This window comes from Sporosarcina sp. NPDC096371, assembly GCF_044762865.1.
GTDB lineage: Bacteria > Bacillota > Bacilli > Bacillales_A > Planococcaceae > Sporosarcina.
In genome coordinates, this window is record NZ_JBIWFE010000003.1 from 236,647 (window position 1) to 254,503 (window position 17,857).

The 17,857-nt window shown below is 42.6% G+C and carries 10 protein-coding genes; 7 read left to right on the forward strand and 3 right to left on the reverse strand.

What is annotated here, in order from left to right:
* Positions 1-51 precede the first annotated feature (51 nt).
* From ACIQ0H_RS09860 to ACIQ0H_RS09870, 3 genes are all read left to right on the forward strand, one after another.
* Positions 52-4,428, forward strand: a complete 4,377-nt coding sequence (locus ACIQ0H_RS09860) for a S8 family serine peptidase (protein ID WP_403413835.1) — start codon at positions 52-54, stop codon at positions 4,426-4,428.
* Between the two features lie 394 nt (positions 4,429-4,822).
* Positions 4,823-9,208, forward strand: coding sequence for a S8 family serine peptidase (locus tag ACIQ0H_RS09865; RefSeq protein ID WP_403414496.1), 4,386 nt, complete (start codon positions 4,823-4,825; stop codon positions 9,206-9,208).
* A 382-nt stretch (positions 9,209-9,590) separates the two neighbouring features.
* Complete coding sequence (locus ACIQ0H_RS09870; RefSeq protein ID WP_403414499.1) at positions 9,591-13,979, forward strand: S8 family serine peptidase; 4,389 nt, start codon at positions 9,591-9,593, stop codon at positions 13,977-13,979.
* Positions 13,980-14,053: 74 nt separating this feature from the next.
* On the opposite strand, the gene ACIQ0H_RS09875 is transcribed toward ACIQ0H_RS09870, so the two are convergent.
* The 3 genes from ACIQ0H_RS09875 to ACIQ0H_RS09885 form a co-directional block, all read right to left on the reverse strand.
* Positions 14,054-14,419, reverse strand: coding sequence for a hypothetical protein (locus tag ACIQ0H_RS09875; protein WP_403413837.1), 366 nt, complete (start codon positions 14,417-14,419; stop codon positions 14,054-14,056).
* A gap of 129 nt (positions 14,420-14,548) precedes the next feature.
* Complete coding sequence (locus ACIQ0H_RS09880) at positions 14,549-14,869, reverse strand: YflT domain-containing protein (protein ID WP_403413839.1); 321 nt, start codon at positions 14,867-14,869, stop codon at positions 14,549-14,551.
* 77 nt (positions 14,870-14,946) lie between these two features.
* Positions 14,947-15,243, reverse strand: a complete 297-nt coding sequence (locus ACIQ0H_RS09885; RefSeq protein WP_403413841.1) for a hypothetical protein — start codon at positions 15,241-15,243, stop codon at positions 14,947-14,949.
* Positions 15,244-15,461: 218 nt separating this feature from the next.
* On the opposite strand from ACIQ0H_RS09885, the gene ACIQ0H_RS09890 reads away from it, so the two are divergent.
* Genes ACIQ0H_RS09890 through ACIQ0H_RS09905 form a run of 4 tightly spaced genes read left to right on the forward strand, consistent with a single transcriptional unit; the run spans position 15,462 to position 17,831 of the window.
* Positions 15,462-15,875, forward strand: coding sequence for a BlaI/MecI/CopY family transcriptional regulator (locus ACIQ0H_RS09890; RefSeq protein WP_403413843.1), 414 nt, complete (start codon positions 15,462-15,464; stop codon positions 15,873-15,875).
* A gap of 3 nt (positions 15,876-15,878) precedes the next feature.
* The gene (locus ACIQ0H_RS09895) at positions 15,879-16,733 is read left to right on the forward strand and encodes a M56 family metallopeptidase (RefSeq protein WP_403413845.1); all 855 of its coding nucleotides are present in this window, start codon (positions 15,879-15,881) and stop codon (positions 16,731-16,733) included.
* Positions 16,734-16,786: 53 nt separating this feature from the next.
* Positions 16,787-17,437: a DsbA family protein gene (locus ACIQ0H_RS09900; protein ID WP_403413847.1), complete on the forward strand. Its 651-nt coding sequence runs from the start codon at positions 16,787-16,789 to the stop codon at positions 17,435-17,437.
* Positions 17,427-17,831 carry a disulfide oxidoreductase gene (locus tag ACIQ0H_RS09905; protein ID WP_403413849.1) on the forward strand — a complete coding sequence of 135 codons (405 nt, stop codon included), beginning with the start codon at positions 17,427-17,429 and terminating at the stop codon, positions 17,829-17,831. The genes ACIQ0H_RS09900 and ACIQ0H_RS09905 overlap by 11 nt, the downstream gene beginning before the upstream one ends.
* The last annotated feature ends 26 nt before the right edge of the window (positions 17,832-17,857 follow it).

Consider the following 17,857-nt stretch of genomic DNA (forward strand, 5'->3'; position numbering starts at 1 on the left):
TTATGGGCCTGAAGAAGTAGGATCTAGTCGCTGTAAAAATTGGAGGGAGGAATGAAGTTGAAGAAGACGAGGAATAATCTTAAAAAAATCTTCAGCATTGTTGCAACGTTACTCTTGGTACTTTCTGTAATCGGACCTGGAATCGCGCATGCGGAACCGAATACAAAACTACACGAATCTTTGTATGACTCCAACGTACTTTCGGCGAACAAAGTGAGCAGTAGCTTACTAGAAACATTCAAAAAAGAGGATAAAGTTACTTTTCTCATAAAATTTAAAGAGAATGCGGACACAGAAAAAATAGCAGAGCAGGCAAGACAAGATGCCGGTAAAGAAAATCTGTCGGCGAAAAAGTCATTGCTTATGCAACGTTCAGCTGTTGTATCTGAATTGAAAGCGACATCTCTTGTTTCACAGCAAAACGTAAAACAATATCTTGACCTGCAAGTTAAAGCGGGCAATGCAAATGATATAACCTCTTATTACATCGTCAATGGAATGGCTGTTACAGCTACAAAAGAAGTGGCGGAAAAAGTAGCGACATTTGCTGAAGTTGAAAAAGTTCTACCAAATGAAACGCGGGAACTCTATACGACGAAAACAGCAAATGCAGTCACACCAGTTTCCCAAGTAGCCAATGTTGAATGGAATATTGAGAGGGTCAATGCCCCCCAAGTTTGGGACATGGGTATTGACGGTTCTGGAATTGTCGTTGCAAGCATCGACACAGGTGTCCAATGGAATCATCCAGCTTTGAAAGAAAAATATCGCGGTTACAATGCGGCGACAGGTGAAGTGAATCATAACTTTAACTGGTTTGACGCGACTAGAGGGCAAGCAGCAGCCTATGATGACAATGGGCATGGTACACATGTTACCGGCACGATGGTTGGTAGCGAGCCAAATGGCTCTAACCAAATTGGTGTCGCACCGGGAGCGAAATGGATTGCTGTTAAAGCATTTACAGCAGCTGGAGGAACAGATCGAGATTTGTTGGCTGCTGCACAATGGATTTTAGCACCAACAGATGCGGATGGAAATGCGCGTGTCGATTTGGCTCCAGATATCGTGAATAACTCGTGGGGCGGAGGAGCAGGTCTTGATGAGTGGTATCGCGACGTCGTTAAAAACTGGCGCGCAGCACAAATCTTTCCCGAATTCTCTGCAGGAAACACGACGGCGACAAACCCAGGCGGACCGGGATCGGTAGCATCACCGGGTAATTATCCGGAATCATTTGCAACCGGTGCAACTGACATTAACAATAAAGTATGGAGTTCTTCTCTACGTGGCCCATCACCGTATGCGGAAATTAAACCGGATATCTCTGCGCCAGGCGTGAACATCCGTTCATCCGTTCCAGGGAGTGGATATGAAGGTGGTTGGAATGGAACATCGATGGCAGGTCCGGCAGTTTCAGCGGTAGCGGCATTACTCCTCCAGGTGAACGCGAACTTGACAGTCGATGAAATAGAACAAATTCTTTTAGAAACAGCAACACCAAGGACGGATAGCGAATATCCGCAGACTCCGAATCATGGGTATGGATATGGACTCGTCGATGCTTATGCGGCTGTATCTTCCATCTTTACTGGGCTTGGAAAGCTTGAAGGCCAAGTGACAAGACAAGGGGATGATCATGAAGCCCCAACATTCACTCATACTGCGCCAGGCACAACATATGAGGGAATGGATCTCGATTTGACTATCCAGGTTAGTGACAACATTAGCGTTGCATCCGTCGTGTTGAATTACAAAGGTACAAACGGCGAATGGAAAGCAATGGATGCTACTCGACAGTCTGGGGATTATCAGGCTGGAGTGTATGGAGTGACGATTTCAGGTGAGGAAATTGCAGGTGATTCGTTTGAATACAAATGGACAATCAATGACTTCGGAAACAACGAAGTAGAAAGTGAAAATTACACAATCGAAGTGAAGCAGGGCATTACAGTCGGCTATTTCGAAAATTTCGAAACTACGCCTACTGGTTGGACTTCATTCGGAGAAAATAATACGTGGGAGTGGGGCGTACCGACGTCTGGTCCTGGAAATGCTGCATCTGGTGAAAAAGTGTATGCTACAAACCTTGCTGGTCCGTATAACAGTAAGATGAACGCAACACTCCTTATGCCTCCTGTGGACTTGCCAGAAGGAAATTCCTATTTGCAGTTCAAACAATGGCATAACTTCGAACAATCATCATCAGGAACAGCTTATGATTACGGTCATATCTTCATATCTACGGATATGCAGGAATGGACACAACTACTCAAGGTACAAGGACTATCAAATGCATGGCTTGATGCGGAAGTCGATTTGTCCGCATATAGCGGTCAGCGCGTCTACATCGGATTCAATGGTTTTTCGGATAGCAGCGTTGTAAGAGATGGCTGGTATATCGATGATGTATCTCTAGCTGACACATCACAAACGGGTATATTATCAGTAGAAGCTAAACAAGGTGACAAAGGAAATACGGTTAAAACTGGTCTTGGAAAACCAGGCATCAAAGATCGCGATGTGATTAAAGAGAAGGAAAAAGATTTATTCGCAGAAGCGATTGACCCAACAACAATAAGACCTGCAATGCCTAAAAAAGAAACAACGCCAGACGGGGGGGGTTACCACCCGATGGCCTTACCATTAGGAGCGCAAGTGAGTGTACTTGAAACAGGACGTTCGGTCCATTCAAACCTTGCTGATGGGAAATACTCACTCAATCATGGTGTGGGTACATTTACTGCGAAAGCGGAAGCTTACGGATACCAATCTAAAGAACAATCCGTGACAATCGAGGCGGATAAATCGACAAAAGCGAATTTTACATTGGAAGAAATGCCGCAAGCAACGGTAAGCGGTTCAATTACCGACAAGTCTACGGGTGAAGGAATCGAAGGAGCGACTTTACTTCTCCTTGAAGATGCCAACATCACACCTGTAGTCACTGATGTAAATGGTAATTATTCCATCACAGCCTATGAAGGTGACTACACGCTTAATGTAATTGCAAGGGGTTACCATAGTCAGAAAACGACCATTTCAGTCGGGAATGATACGGCAGTAAATGTTGAGCTTGAGCCGTATTATACGTACCCAGGTGGTGAAATAGGCTATGACGATGGAACAGCGGAAAATGCACGTGCGTTTAACGCAGCTGGAAATGCTTGGGCAGTGAAAATGACTCTTCCTGCTGGGAAAGAATCTGGAATCGTAACAGATGGCGTCTTCCGCTTCTGGGATACGGAATGGCCAGTACCTGGTGGAACTGCTTTTGCAGTAGAAGTATGGGATGCAACAGGTGCGGATGGTACACCAGGTAAGAAACTCGCTGGTCCAATTGACGCACAAGCAAAACGTGACGGCGGATGGACGGTCGTTGACTTGACAGACCACAATATTGTAGTCAAAGGTGACTTCTACATGGTCTATGTGCAGACAAAGGCGGGTACAAGTGCACCTGGACTTGCGACGGATGAAGACGGGCCGAATGCTGGCAGAAGTTATCAATCTGTTTCGGGTGCATGGTCTGCTTCACCTGCAGAAGAAGGAAACTACATGATCCGTGCGCGTGTCGACTATGAGGTGTTTGCACCAGTCATTAAATCTCCAGCACAAGGCTTTATTACGAATGAGAAAAATCAGATGATCGAAGGAGAAGCGACTCCAACGACAACAATCCAATTGATAAATAACGGAAAAGAGGCAGGTTCTACTCTAGTTGGTGATGATGGAAAATTCGCTATCCCAACGGAACTTGTCGAAGGTGCGAACGAGATGATCGCTGTGTCGAAGTTGGGTGGTAAAGTAACAGGGGAATCTACTTCAGTTACGATTACACTTGACACAGTCAATCCTGAGCTGACAATCGACAATCCGAAAAACGGAGATAAGACGAATCGTGAAACGGTAACAGTCGAAGGGACGGTTTCGGATGTCAACCTCAAATCAGTACAAGTGAATGGTTTAGAGGCAGCAATTGTCAACGGCAAGTATTCGAAGCGCATTTTGCTTGATAATGGTGTGAACGAAATTACAGTTGTCGCAACCGATAGTGCGAACAACCAAGTTTCAAAGACAGTATCAGTAACAGCTCAATACAATGCACCAACTATCGAAAACTTAACACCGAACAAAGATCTTCATTTAGTTACTGGTAAAACTGTGAAAATCGAATTTGATAGTGAGCCAGGGCATAAGGCAAGCTTTGTCATTCACATGCCTCTAACAGATGTAGACAATCAGATTGCAAATGCTACTGAACTTCCGATTGTTGAAACATCTCCAGGTCACTACGTTGGTTACTGGACGGTACCATTAGGTAGTGTCGCAAAAGGTGCGGTAATCGAAGTGAAAGTGGTGGATGAATTCAAAAACGAAGCTCGACAAGAAGCGAAAGGGAAGTTGTTCATTAACATCGGAGAATAAACTAAATCTCGGAATGTTGATAAATAAACCCTAAGGTAATTGAAGTGTCGAAAGGCAAAAGAGTATCGGGTGAATTTTCCCGGTACTCTTTTTTGTCGTAAACATTAAATTGTAACAAAGTAGTCTACAATTCAATGCTGTCCAGGTTATCGAACTCTAGTCATAAATGGTTAGTGTTCGATAACCATAAACTACTATTTTGGAGTGAAAAACTTTTTTCGACAAAATATCCCATAATGACGTGTTATGTTAATTGGCGGCAACTAGAGTTTCACAACGGACACTATTAGAGTACTAAATTTTTTTGAAAGGGGACAAGGGGTATATTTTTGGTAGTTCAGCTTGAAGAAATAGGCCACAATCATTGTGAAAGTTGGAGGGGAAAGAGTTGAAGGTGAAAAAGAAGGGGAATTTTAAAAGGATCTTTAGTATTTTTGCAACATTACTCATGATACTATCCTTAATTGTGCCAGGAATAGCACATGCGGAGCCAAATAAAAAACTGCACGAATCACGAAATGACTCCAAAGTACTTACTGAAAACAAAGTGAGCAGTAGCTTACTAGAAACATTCGAAAAAGAGGACGAAGTTACTTTTCTCATAAAATTTAAAGAGAATACGGATACGGAAAAAGTAGCAGAGCAAGTAAAACAAGACGCCAAAAAGGCGAAAATGTCGACAAAAAAATCAATGCTTATGCAACGTTCCGCTGTTGTATCTGAATTGAAAATGACATCCCTTGAATCGCAACAAAATGTCAAACAGTATTTGGACATGCAAGTGAAGGCGGGGAACGCCAAAGATGTTACGTCATATTACATTGTCAACGGAATGGCTGTTACAGCTACAAAAGAAGTGGCGGAAAAAGTAGCGACATTCGCTGAAGTTGAAAAAATTCTACCGAATGAAACACGGGTACTCTATACAACGAAAACTCAAAATGCAGTAACACCTGAGTCCCAAATCGCCAATGTTGAATGGAATGTTGACAGGGTCAACGCCCCTCAAGTTTGGGACATGGGTATTGACGGTACGGGTACGGTCGTCGCGAGCATCGATACAGGTGTCCAATGGGATCACCCTGCATTGAAAGCGAAATACCGCGGCTACAATGCAGCGACAGGTGAAGTGAATCATGATTTCAACTGGTTTGATGCAACTGCAGGACAAGCAGTAGCTTATGATGACCTAGGGCATGGTACACATGTTACCGGTACGATGGTTGGTGGCGAGCCAGATGGTTCTAACCAAATTGGTGTAGCACCAGGTGCGAAATGGATTGCTGTCAAAGCATTTACAGCAGATGGGGGATTAGATAGTGATCTATTGGCGGCAGCGCAATGGATTTTGGCCCCAACAGATGCAAATGGTAATACACGTGTCGACCTAGCTCCTGATGTTGTGAATAACTCATGGGGTGGGGGGGCTGGTCTTAATGAGTGGTACCGTGATGTCGTTAAAAACTGGCGCGCAGCACAAATATTTCCTGGATTCGCAGCTGGAAACACGGATATGTTTAACCCAGGGGGACCAGGATCGGTAGCATCTCCGGGTAACTATCCGGAATCATTTGCAACCGGTGCAACCGATATTAACAATAAAGTGGGAGGTTTCTCCTTACGTGGCCCATCACCGTATGCGGAAATTAAACCAGATGTTTCTGCACCTGGTGCAAACATCCGTTCATCCGTTCCGGGTAGTGGTTATGAAGGTGGCTGGAATGGAACGTCGATGGCGAGCCCGGCAGTTTCAGCGATCGCGGCAATGCTTCGTCAAGTAAACGCGAATGTAACAGTCGATGAAATGGAACAGATTCTCATAGATACGGCAGTCCCTTTGACAGATAGCGAATATCCACAAACTCCGAACAATGGATATGGATATGGACTTGTCGACGCTTATATGTCTGTTTCCGCACTCATTGATGGTCTTGGAAAGCTTGAAGGTCAAGTGGCGAAAAAAGGGGAGGATAATGAAGCCCCAACATTCACTCATACTGCGCCTGTAGCAACGTATGCGGAAATGGATCTCGATTTGAAAATCCAAGTGAGAGACAACATTAGCATGGCATCTGTCGTACTGAACTACAAAGGTGCAAACGGCGAATGGAAAGCTGTGGATGCCTCTCAGAAGTCTGGAGATTATAAATCTGGAGAATTTGTAGCAACGATTCCGGCTGAGGAAATCACTGGCGATTCGTTGACTTATAAATGGACAATCAATGACTTCGGGAACAACGAAGTAGTCAGTGAAAATTACACAATCGAAGTAAAGCCAGCTATTACAATTGGCTATTCCGAAAATTTTGAGGAGACACCAATCGGTTGGACCTCATTTGGGGTCATGAATTCTTGGCAGTGGGGCGTACCGGCATCAGGCCCTGGTAAAGCTGCATCTGGTGAAAAAGTGTACGCGACAAACCTTGAAGGTCCATATGAGAGTAATATGAACGCGACACTCCTTATGCCTCCAATGGAATTGCCGGAAGGAAATGCCTTCTTGCGATTTAAACAATGGCATGACTTTGAGCAATCATCAGCAGGGCAAGCCTATGATTACGGGCATGTTTTCATATCCACTGATTTGAAGGAATGGACACAACTACTCAAGGTTCAAGGTCGATCAAGTGCTTGGGGCGAGATGGAAGTCGATTTGTCAGCATATAGCGGTCAGCGCGTCTATATCGGATTCAATGCATTTTCGGATGGAAACGTCACAGGGAATGGTTGGTATATCGATGATGTCTCTTTAGTTGATACATCACAAACTGGTGAAGTAGCAAAAGGGGTTAAACAAGGTGACAAAGAAAGTAATGTGACTACCGAAAAAAGAGGCCTTGATGGTGTCAAAAATCCAGGCAATAAAAATCCCGGCTTGATTAAAGAGAAGGAAAAAGATTTATTCGAAGAAGCGATTGACCCGACGAAAATAAAACCCGCATTGCCTGCAAAAGAAACAACACCAGGTGGTGGGAATTATAACCCGATGGTCTTACCGATTGGAGCGCAAGTGAGTGTACTTGAAACAGGTCGTTCGGTCTACTCAAACCTTGCTGACGGGAAGTATTCGTTAATCCATCGTGTCGGTACATTTACCGCAAAAGCAGAAGCTTATGGATTCCAATCTAAAGAGCAAACCGTGACAATCGGGGCGAATAAACCGACACAAGCGAATTTCATACTAGAAGAACTGCCGCAAGCAACGGTCAGCGGTACAATTACAGACAAATCGACAGGTGAAGGAATCGAAGGGGCGAAATTACTTCTCTTTGAAGATGCAAATATTACACCTGTAGTGACAGATGTAAATGGTAACTATTCCATCACTGCTTACGAAGGAGACTACACACTTGTAGTGTATGCAAGAGGTTACGGTGGTCAGAGAACTACTATTTCCATTGGCAACGACACGGTAGTGAATCTTCAGCTTGACCCATATTATACGTACCCAGGCGGTGAAATTGGCTACGATGATGGAACAGATGAAAATGCATATGCATTTTTTGATGCTGGAAATGCTTGGGGAGTGAAAATGACTCTTCCTGCTGGAAAAAAATCTGCAATCGTATCCGATGGCGTCTTCCGCTTCACGGATGGAAGTTGGCCTAAACCTGGTGGAACTGCTTTTGCAGTTGAGGTGTGGGATGCAACAGGTGCAGATGGTGCACCTGGTAAGAAACTGGCTGGTCCATTTAGCGCACAAGCAAAACGAGACGGTACATGGACGGTCGTTGATTTGACAGAATACAATATTAAAGTCGATAGCGACTTCTATATGGTCTATGTTCAGACGCAGAGTAGATCATTAGCGCCTGGACTTGCGTCGGATCAAAATAGCCGGAACGCTAACCGAAGCTATCAATATGATGCAGGTAAATGGACACCTTCGCTTACAAATGAAGGAAACTTTATGATCCGTTCCCGTGTCATCTATGAAGTGATTGAACCGGTTATTACATCACCAGTACAAGGATTTAGTACGAATGTGAAAAACGGGGTAATCGAAGGAGTAGCGTCTACAACGACGACAATCCAATTGATGCATAATGGAAAAGAGGCAGGTTCTACTATAGTTGGGGATGATGGGAAATTCTCTATCCCAATGGAATTTGTTGAAGGTGCAAATGAAATGATCGCCGTGTCGAAGTTGGGTGGTAAAGTAACGGGTGAATCTGCTCCAGTTACCATTACGCTTGACACGATCAATCCTGAACTGACAATCGACAATCCGAAAAACGGAGATAAGACGAATCGTGAAACGGTGACAGTCGAAGGGACTGTTTCTGATGTCAACCTCAAATCAGTAAAAGTGAATGGTTTTGAGGCGGCAATTGTCAACGGTAAGTATTCGAAGCGGATTATGCTTGATAATGGTGTGAACGACATTACAGTTATCGCAACCGATATTGCAAACAATCAGGTTTCAAAAACAGTATCAGTGACAGCGCAATTCGATGCGCCAACGATTGAAAACTTAACACCGAACAAAGATCTGCATTTAGTTACTGGTAAAAGTGTGAAAATCGAATTTGATAGTGAGCCAGGTCATAAGGCGAGCTTTGTCGTTCACATGCCTTTAACAGATGTAGACATGTATAGTGAAAATGCTACTGAACTACCGATTGTTGAAACATCTCCAGGTCACTATGTTGGTTACTGGACGGTACCATTTGGAGCTGTCGCAAAAGGTGCGGTAATCGAAGTGAAAGTTGTGGATGGATTCAAAAACGAGTCACGGCAAGAAGCGAAAGGGAAGTTGTTTATTAACACCGGAGAATAAACTAGATCTCGGAATGTCGATAAATAATACCCTAAGGTAATTGAAGTGTTGAAAGACAAAAGAGTATCGGGCGAATTTTCCCGGTACTCTTTTTTGTCGTAAACATCAAATTGTAACAGAATAACCCACAATTCGATGACAGCCAGGTTAACGTACTCTTACCTAGTCAACAATGGCTAGAGTTCGATAACCATAAACTACTATTTTGGGATTAAAGACTTTTTTCGACAAAATATCCCATTAGGACGTGTTATGGTAATTGTCGGCAACTAGAGTACTACATTAATTTATTTTGAAAGGGGACAAGGGGTATATTTTTGGCAGGACAGCTTGAAAAAGTAGGACGCAATCGTTATAAAAGTTGGAGGGGAATGAGTTGAAGGTGAAAAAGAAGGGGAATAGTAAAAGGATCTTTAGTATTGTTGCAACACTAATCATGCTACTGTCCTTAATTGTACCGGGAATAGCACATGCGGAGCTAAATAAAAAAACGCATCAATCATTAAATGATTCCAACGTTCTTTTGGAGAACAAAGTGAGCAGCGGCTTGCTAGAAACATTCAAAAAAGAGGACAAAGTTACTTTTCTCATAAAATTTAAAGAGAATACAGACACGGAAAAAGTAGCAGCGCAAGCAAAACAAGATGCCGGTGATGCAAATTTGTCGGCAAAGAAGTCAGTGCTTATGCAACGTTCCGCTGTTGTATCTGAATTGAAAATGACATCTTTTGAATCACAACAAAATGTAAAGCAGTATTTGAACTTGCAAGTTAAGGCAGGGAATGCTAAAGATATTACGTCGTATTACATTGTCAACGGAATGGCTGTTACAGCTACAAAAGAAGTGGCGGAAAAAGTAGCGACATTCGCTGAAGTTGAAAAAATTCTACCGAATGAAACACGACAACTCTATACAACGAAAACCCAAAATGCAGTAACACCTAAGTCCGAAATCGCTAATGTTGAATGGAATGTTGACAGGGTCAATGCCCCAAAAGTTTGGGACATGGGGATTGACGGTTCGGGAACGGTCGTTGCGAGCATCGACTCGGGCGTCCAATGGAATCACCCGGCATTGAAAGAGAAATACCGCGGCTACAACGCAGCGACAGGTGAAGTGAATCATGATTTCAACTGGTTTGATGCAACCGTAGGACGAACAGCGCAAACAACCCCTCATGATGACGAGGGCCATGGTACACATGTCACCGGTACGATGGTTGGTGGCGAGCCAGATGGTTCTAACCAAATTGGTGTCGCACCGGGTGCGAAATGGATTGCTGTCAAAGCATTTTCAGAGGATGGGGGATACGATAGTGATCTATTGGCAGCGGCACAATGGATTTTAGCCCCGACAGATGCAAATGGCAACACGCGTGTCGACCTAGCTCCTGATGTTGTGAATAACTCATGGGGTGGGGGTGCTGGTCTTGATGAGTGGTATCGTGACGTCGTTAAAAACTGGCGAGCAGCAGAAATTTTTCCTGAATTCTCAGCTGGAAACACGGATATATATAACCCCGGGGGACCAGGATCGGTAGCATCTCCGGGAAACTATCCGGAATCATTTGCAACCGGTGCAACCGACATTAACAATACAGTGGGGGATTTTTCTTTACGTGGCCCATCACCGTACGAGGAAATTAAACCGGATATTTCTGCACCTGGCGTAAACATCCGTTCATCAGTTCCAGGGAGTGGCTATGAAGGTGGTTGGAATGGAACATCAATGGCTGGCCCGGCGGTTTCTGCGGTCGCGGCAATGCTTCGTCAAGTGAACGCGAACTTGACAGTCGATGAAATGGAACAAATTCTCTTAGAGACGGCAACACCATTGACGGATAGCGAATATCCAAAGTCTCCGAACCATGGGTATGGATATGGACTTGTCGATGCTTATGAGGCTGTATATTCAATTATTAATGGTCTTGGAAAACTTGAAGGCCAAGTAGGAAAACAAGGGGAGGATAATGAAGCTCCAACATTTACGAATACTACGCCTGTAGCAACGTATATGGGGATGGATCTCGATTTGACAATCCAAGTGAGTGACAACATTAGCGTTGCATCTGTCGTACTGAACTACCAAGGGACGAACGGCGAATGGATAGCAGTGGATGCCACTCAGAAGTCTGGAGATTATAAGTCCGGAGAATATGGAGTAACGATTCCAGGTGAAGAAATCTCTGGTGATTCGTTCACTTACAAATGGACAATCAATGACTTCGGGAACAATGAAGTAATAAGTGAAAATTACACAGCTGAAGTGAAACCAGCTATTACAGTTGGCTATTTCGAAAATTTTGAGGAGACACCAATCGGTTGGACTTCATTTGGGGCAATGGATTCTTGGGAGTGGGGCGTACCGACGTCTGGCCCTGGAAGTGCAGTATCTGGTGAAAAAGTGTATGCCACAAACCTTGAAGGTCTGTATGACAGTAAAATGAACGCGACACTCCAGATGCCTCCAGTGGACTTGCCAGAAGGGAACGTTTACCTACAGTTCAAACACTGGTATCACTTCGAAGAACCCTGGGCGACCGCAGGAGTTTTTGATTATGGTCATATCGTCATTTCAACGGATAAGCGGGAATGGACAAAATTAGTGAAAATTCAAGACCGGTCAACTAGTTGGCTTGATGCGGAAGTTGATTTGTCAGCGTATAGCGGTCAGCGCGTCTATATCGGGTTCAATGCAATATCGGATGGTGCCTTTGACAGAGATGGCTGGTATATCGATGATGTCTCTTTAGTTGATACATCGCAAATGAGAAAAGTCTCAAAAGGGGTTAATCAAGATGACAAAGGAAGAACGGAGAATCCTGAAATAAGTGGTCTTGATAGTTTCAAAAAACCAAACCATAAAAATCCAGACGTGATTAAAGAGAAGGAAAAAGATTTATTCAAAGAAGCGATTGACTTAACAAAAATAAAACCAGCATTGCCTGCAACACCAGACGAGGGGGATTTCAACCCTTTGGTTTTACCAATAGGAGCGCAAGTGAGTGTACTTGAAACAGGGCGTTCAGTCTATTCAAACCTTGCCGATGGGAAATATTCGCTAATGCATGGTGCCGGTACATTTACTGCAAAAGCGGAAGCTTATGGATATCAATCTACAGAACAAACCGTAACAATCGAGGCGGATACATCGACGCAAGCGAATTTCATATTAGAAGAAACGCCAAAAGCAACGGTTAGCGGTACAATTACAGACAAATCGACAGGTGAAGGAATCGAAGGAGCGAAATTACTTCTCCTAGAAGATGCCAATATCACACCTGTAGTGACAGATGTTAATGGAAACTATTCCATCACTGCTTATGAGGGAGATTACACGCTAGTAGTGTTTACAAGGGGTTACAGTGGTCAGAGAACTACCATTTCAATCGGTAACGATACGGCAGTGAATATTGAACTTGAGCCGTATTATACGTACCCAGGTGGTGAAATTGGTTACGATGATGGAACAGTAGAAAATGCCCAAGCATTTTATGAAGCTGGAAATGCTTGGGGAGTGAAAATGACTCTTCCAGCTGGGAAAGAATCTGCGGTCGTTACAGATGGAGTTTTCCGCTTCTATGATAAGGATTGGCCTAAACCAGGCGGAACTGCTTTTAAAGTAGAGGTGTGGGATGCAACAGGTGTGGATGGTGCACCAGGTAAGAAGCTCGCTGGTCCATTTAACGCACAAGCAAAACGTGACGGTACATGGACAGTCGTTGATTTGGCTGAATACAATATTGTAGTCAATAGCGATTTCTATATGGTCTATGTTCAGACGCAGAGTATTACAAATGCACCTGGAGTTGCGACAGATGAAGATGGGCTGAACGCTGGACGAAGCTATGAATTTGCTTCGGGATCATGGTCACCTTCACCTGAAGAGGAAGGAAACTATATGATCCGTGCACGTGTCAACTATGACGTTCTTGCACCGGTTATTACATCTCCAACACAAGGCTTTATTACGAATGAGAAAAATGGGGTAATCGAAGGAGTAGCGTCTCCAACGACGGCAATCGAATTAATGAACAACGGAGAAAAAGTAGGTTCTGTTGTAGTTGGCGATGACGGGAAATTTACGATCCCAACTAAATTCGTTGAGGGTGCAAATGAGATGATTGCCGTGTCGAAATTGGGTGGTAAAGTAACAGGTGAATCGGCTCCAGTTACAGTCACACTTGATACGATCAATCCTGAACTGACAATCGACAATCCGAAAAACGGGGATAAGACGAATCGTGAAACGATAACAGTCGAAGGGACGGTTTCAGATGTCAACCTCAAATCAGTACAAGTGAATGGTTTTGAGGCGGCAATTGTCGGTGGCAAGTATTCGAAGCGGATTTTGCTTGATAATGGTGTGAGCGAAATTACAGTTGTCGCAACCGATAGTGCGAACAATCAAGTTACAAGAACAGTAACCGTAACGGCTCAATACAATGCACCAACGATCGAAAACTTAACACCGGGCAAAGATCTTCATTTAGTTACTGGTAAAAGTGTGAAAATCCAGTTTGATAGTGAACCAGGGCATAAGGCAAGCTTTGTCATTCATATGCCTTTAACAGATGTAGATTATCATATGGCGAATGCTACTGAACTTCCAATTGTTGAAACAACTCCGGGCCACTACGTTGGGTACTGGACGGTGCCATTAGGAACTGTAGCAAAAGGTGCGGTAATCGAAGTGAAAGTTGTGGATGGATTCAAAAACGAAGCACGACAAGAAGCGAAAGGGAAGTTGTTCATTAACAGCAAAGAATAAACTAGATGTGGGCTTAAATTGAAAAGGGCGTGCAATTCCTATCTAAATAGGAATCGCACGCTCTTTCATTTTATTTATTTTTTTCCCTTGATCATCACAACGGCCTGTACCATAAAGGCGATGCCTAATCCGAATGAAGTGATAATGAATAAAGACAATATGCCGGCCAAGTCGCCAACACCATCTGTGTTCATCAAGAAGCTACGGAAAAGCTCTACAAATCCAAGCACGACTGCAATCATAAAAATTCGAAAAGCAATTTTTAACTTGTAAAATAACAATAGGGAGGAGAAAATACCTACAATCAATGCAAATATTCCAAACGCCAAATAGTTTTTCCATTCAAGCTCTAGACCTAAAACGGTACGTACCCCAAGTATGAGAAGAACAAAAGATGTTAGTCCAGAGAAAAAACCAATCTTCCACAATTTGTTATCCAAAAACTGCACCTACTTTCAGTATCTATCATACCGAATGAAGGGTGGATTGTGCCACTGAATGTATTGAATTGTAGAAAAGACGGAAAAATGAAAATCCCATTCGCCCGGGGGAAGGCAAATGGGATGGGATTATTTCTTCGCGATGATGACTAGTTTTCCTTGGTCGAGCTCCATTTCAGCTTGTGCTGCTTCGTCCTTTGAAAGGCCTGCTGCTTCCATTTTACTGCGTAGCTCATCGCCGCGAGAAGTGAACATGTTTTTCAAGCTTTTCAAGAATCCTTGATCTTTCATGCTGACTGTTTCTGTATCGAGTGCATCGTTGATATGACTATCTCTTTTTTTATCATGTGCAAATACATAGATATCATCATGTGTATATCCTTTTGTTACCAAATCTTCAATTTCACTTTTCGCTTGTAGTGCATTTTCTACAATTCGTTGTATGGCCAATTGTAAATTCCCTCCCGTTAATGTGTCTCCTTTATCATTGCCAATAAAGGTCACATTATAAACACGTGGACAGGAAATCATCCTTGTAATTTTCTATACGCTTGAATGAAGAACGTCGGATCGGTATCGACCTCGAACATAAACACACCTTGGTTTGTATGCAAATAGAATAGCCCAGCTCCACCTGAGAAAGGTTTATAAGACATATCAAATACATGCTCTAATTTGAATGTGTTTTTGGCGGTTGAAATCGTATCGGAATATAAATGGATGAAATGGGCGGTGCGGTTTGTTGTTTGATCATACCAACCTGCAATACGTTCGACGAGATGATACGTAATGGTGCAGACGGCATGTGAATCTGGTTCATGCATAGCAATACCTCCAATGTTAAGATGCCCGAAATGAAAAATAGATAAGCATATCATAACAGTTTTCACTGTAAAAACTTACTCACGTTGTCTTAATAGGTAAACACCTTTTAGCATGGGCGTGAAAATGTTACAAAATGGTTAACGGAACTATTTTTTATGAACAACTCTTGACGTGATAAATTTGTTGAACTACAGTAAGTAGTGTGAGGTGACAAACCATGAGGATTGGAAAGTTTAAAATGAATGAAAGTGGGCTGAATCGTTTTTTTGGACCGCTTGAAGCTAAGATTATGGACGTTTTATGGAATGATGTTGAAATGACCATTAAAGAAGTTCAACAAGTACTTGAACAAGAGAAATTGATGAATTTCAATACAATTATGACGGTCATGAATCGCTTAGTCGATAAGGGAATTCTTCAAAAGAGGACAGAAGGAAGATCATCGATGTATAAGCCAGTTCAATCGAGAATCGAGTTTTTAAATACGCAGTCAAAAGAAATGACCAATGAGCTGATGGATGAGTTTGGTAGCGTTGTCGTTAGTCATATGTTAGATGCATTAGAAGACGTGGATGATGACCTTGTCGCAAAGCTTGAGGCGAAAATCAAAGAATTGAAAAAGGATATGTAGGGCATGTATAAACGTCAATCGAATATCATGCTACTTGTGTCACTTGTTATTTCAGGAGCCATTTTTCTTCAAATGGGTTTGTATTTCATCTCAAAGGTAGCGGGCTGGAGCATTCGGTATAATCTTGTGGCTGTCTGTCATGGCTGGATGAAAACATTCGGATTGTCCTCACTAGGTTATGTGCTGGATATACTTGTGATCTATACGTTATTCATTACCCTATGGAAAATAGGATCACAATTCTATCATGCAGTTCGTATGAAAAAGCGGTTTGAGCAATATAGGGAAATTAGGCTTACAAACGACATGAATCGGACTTATGGAGAAGGACAAGATGCGTGTATTGTTATCTCGCACCCAATGCCACTGGCGATAACAATGGGGTTTATACGTCCTAAAATCGTCATATCAACGGGGTTGATGAATCTATTAACGAATGAGGAATTACATGCTGTCATATCTCATGAGATGTATCATAAAGAACATCGTGATCCTTTGAACATCTTTTTGATGGCACTTTGCTCGTCCACTATGTGGTACATTCCAATTCTAAAGTGGTGTAATCAGAACTTTAGAATCGTTAAGGAATTATTGGCGGATGAATATGCAATCGAAAAACAACAGACATCTGTCAACTTAGGCAGTGCGCTGTTGAAGATGCTTAAAGTAAGTAAGTATGAAAAAATGCCTTTTGCCTATGCGTCTTTTGCGGATACGTCTGTAAATTATCGGATAGACTATATGTTAAATCCATTAGCCGAAATTGAGTGGAAGCTTCCAGTGAAGTCGATGTTGCTATCATTAACCATTTTTAGCTTGATTTGTGCACTTTTTATTTACGCCTTAGTGTTGGCGTAAATTTTTTACCCCATTACACTACGTCGTGTAGTCTGAATTAGGAGTGTTTTAATTTGTCTAAGAAAATTTTTTGGATTGTAGGTTTAGTAGTTATTTTAATCGTAGGAATCGTTGTTTTAGCAGATGTTAATGAAAAATCGGTCGTCATTGACTATGAAGGGCAACCATTTTTAGGAGAGGAATCAGCACCTGTTGAAATCGTTGAATTTGGAGATTACAAATGCCCAAGTTGTAAAGATTTTAATGATAGACTTTTTCCGATTATTAATGAGCAACTTGTTAAAACCGGGAAAGCCAAGTTTTATTTTATGAATTATTCTTTTATTAACATCGATTCAAATCGATCTGCCCAATTTGCAGAAACGGTCTATCAAGAACTAGGAAACGAGAAGTTCTGGTCTTTCCATGAGTTATTGTTTAGTAAGCAACCTGCGGACTTATCGTATGAAAGAGTAGACTTATATACGGAATCCTTTTTGAAAGAGACATTAGCGGAAATTGCAACTGAAGAGGAAACAAATAAGGTCATGAAAGCTTTTGGTGAAAATGCGGGTAAAGATGCTTGGGAGAAAGATATGAAAACAGCAAATCGACTTGGGGTTGCGTCAACTCCAACCATTTTTATAGGTGGTAAAGAGTTTAAAGGCAATACGATAAATGACTTTATCAAGATGGTGGAAGAGGCGAGTGCTAGTGGTCAGTAAGCCGCTCCTCCTTGCCTGGTTGACATCGATCATTGCGATGGTTGGGAGTTTATTTTTTAGTGAACGGATGGGCTTTAGTCCATGTACATTTTGCTGGTATCAACGAATCCTTATGTACCCGCTTGTCATTTTTCTTGGGATTGCATTTTACCGGAACGACCGAACGATTTACAGGTATGTGCTTCCGGTATCCTTTATCGGCATGCTCGTTGCAGGATATCATTATGCCTTGCAAAAGATCCCTTCATTACATGAATTCAGTACATGTACGAACGGGGTGCCATGTTCAGGGCAATATATAAACTGGTTTGGTTTTATAACGATACCATTTTTATCGTTTGTTGCATTTATGATGATTTCAATCTTCATGTTGGTATTGCGGAAATATAAGTAAGAAATGATAGCCTCCCCGAGTGCACA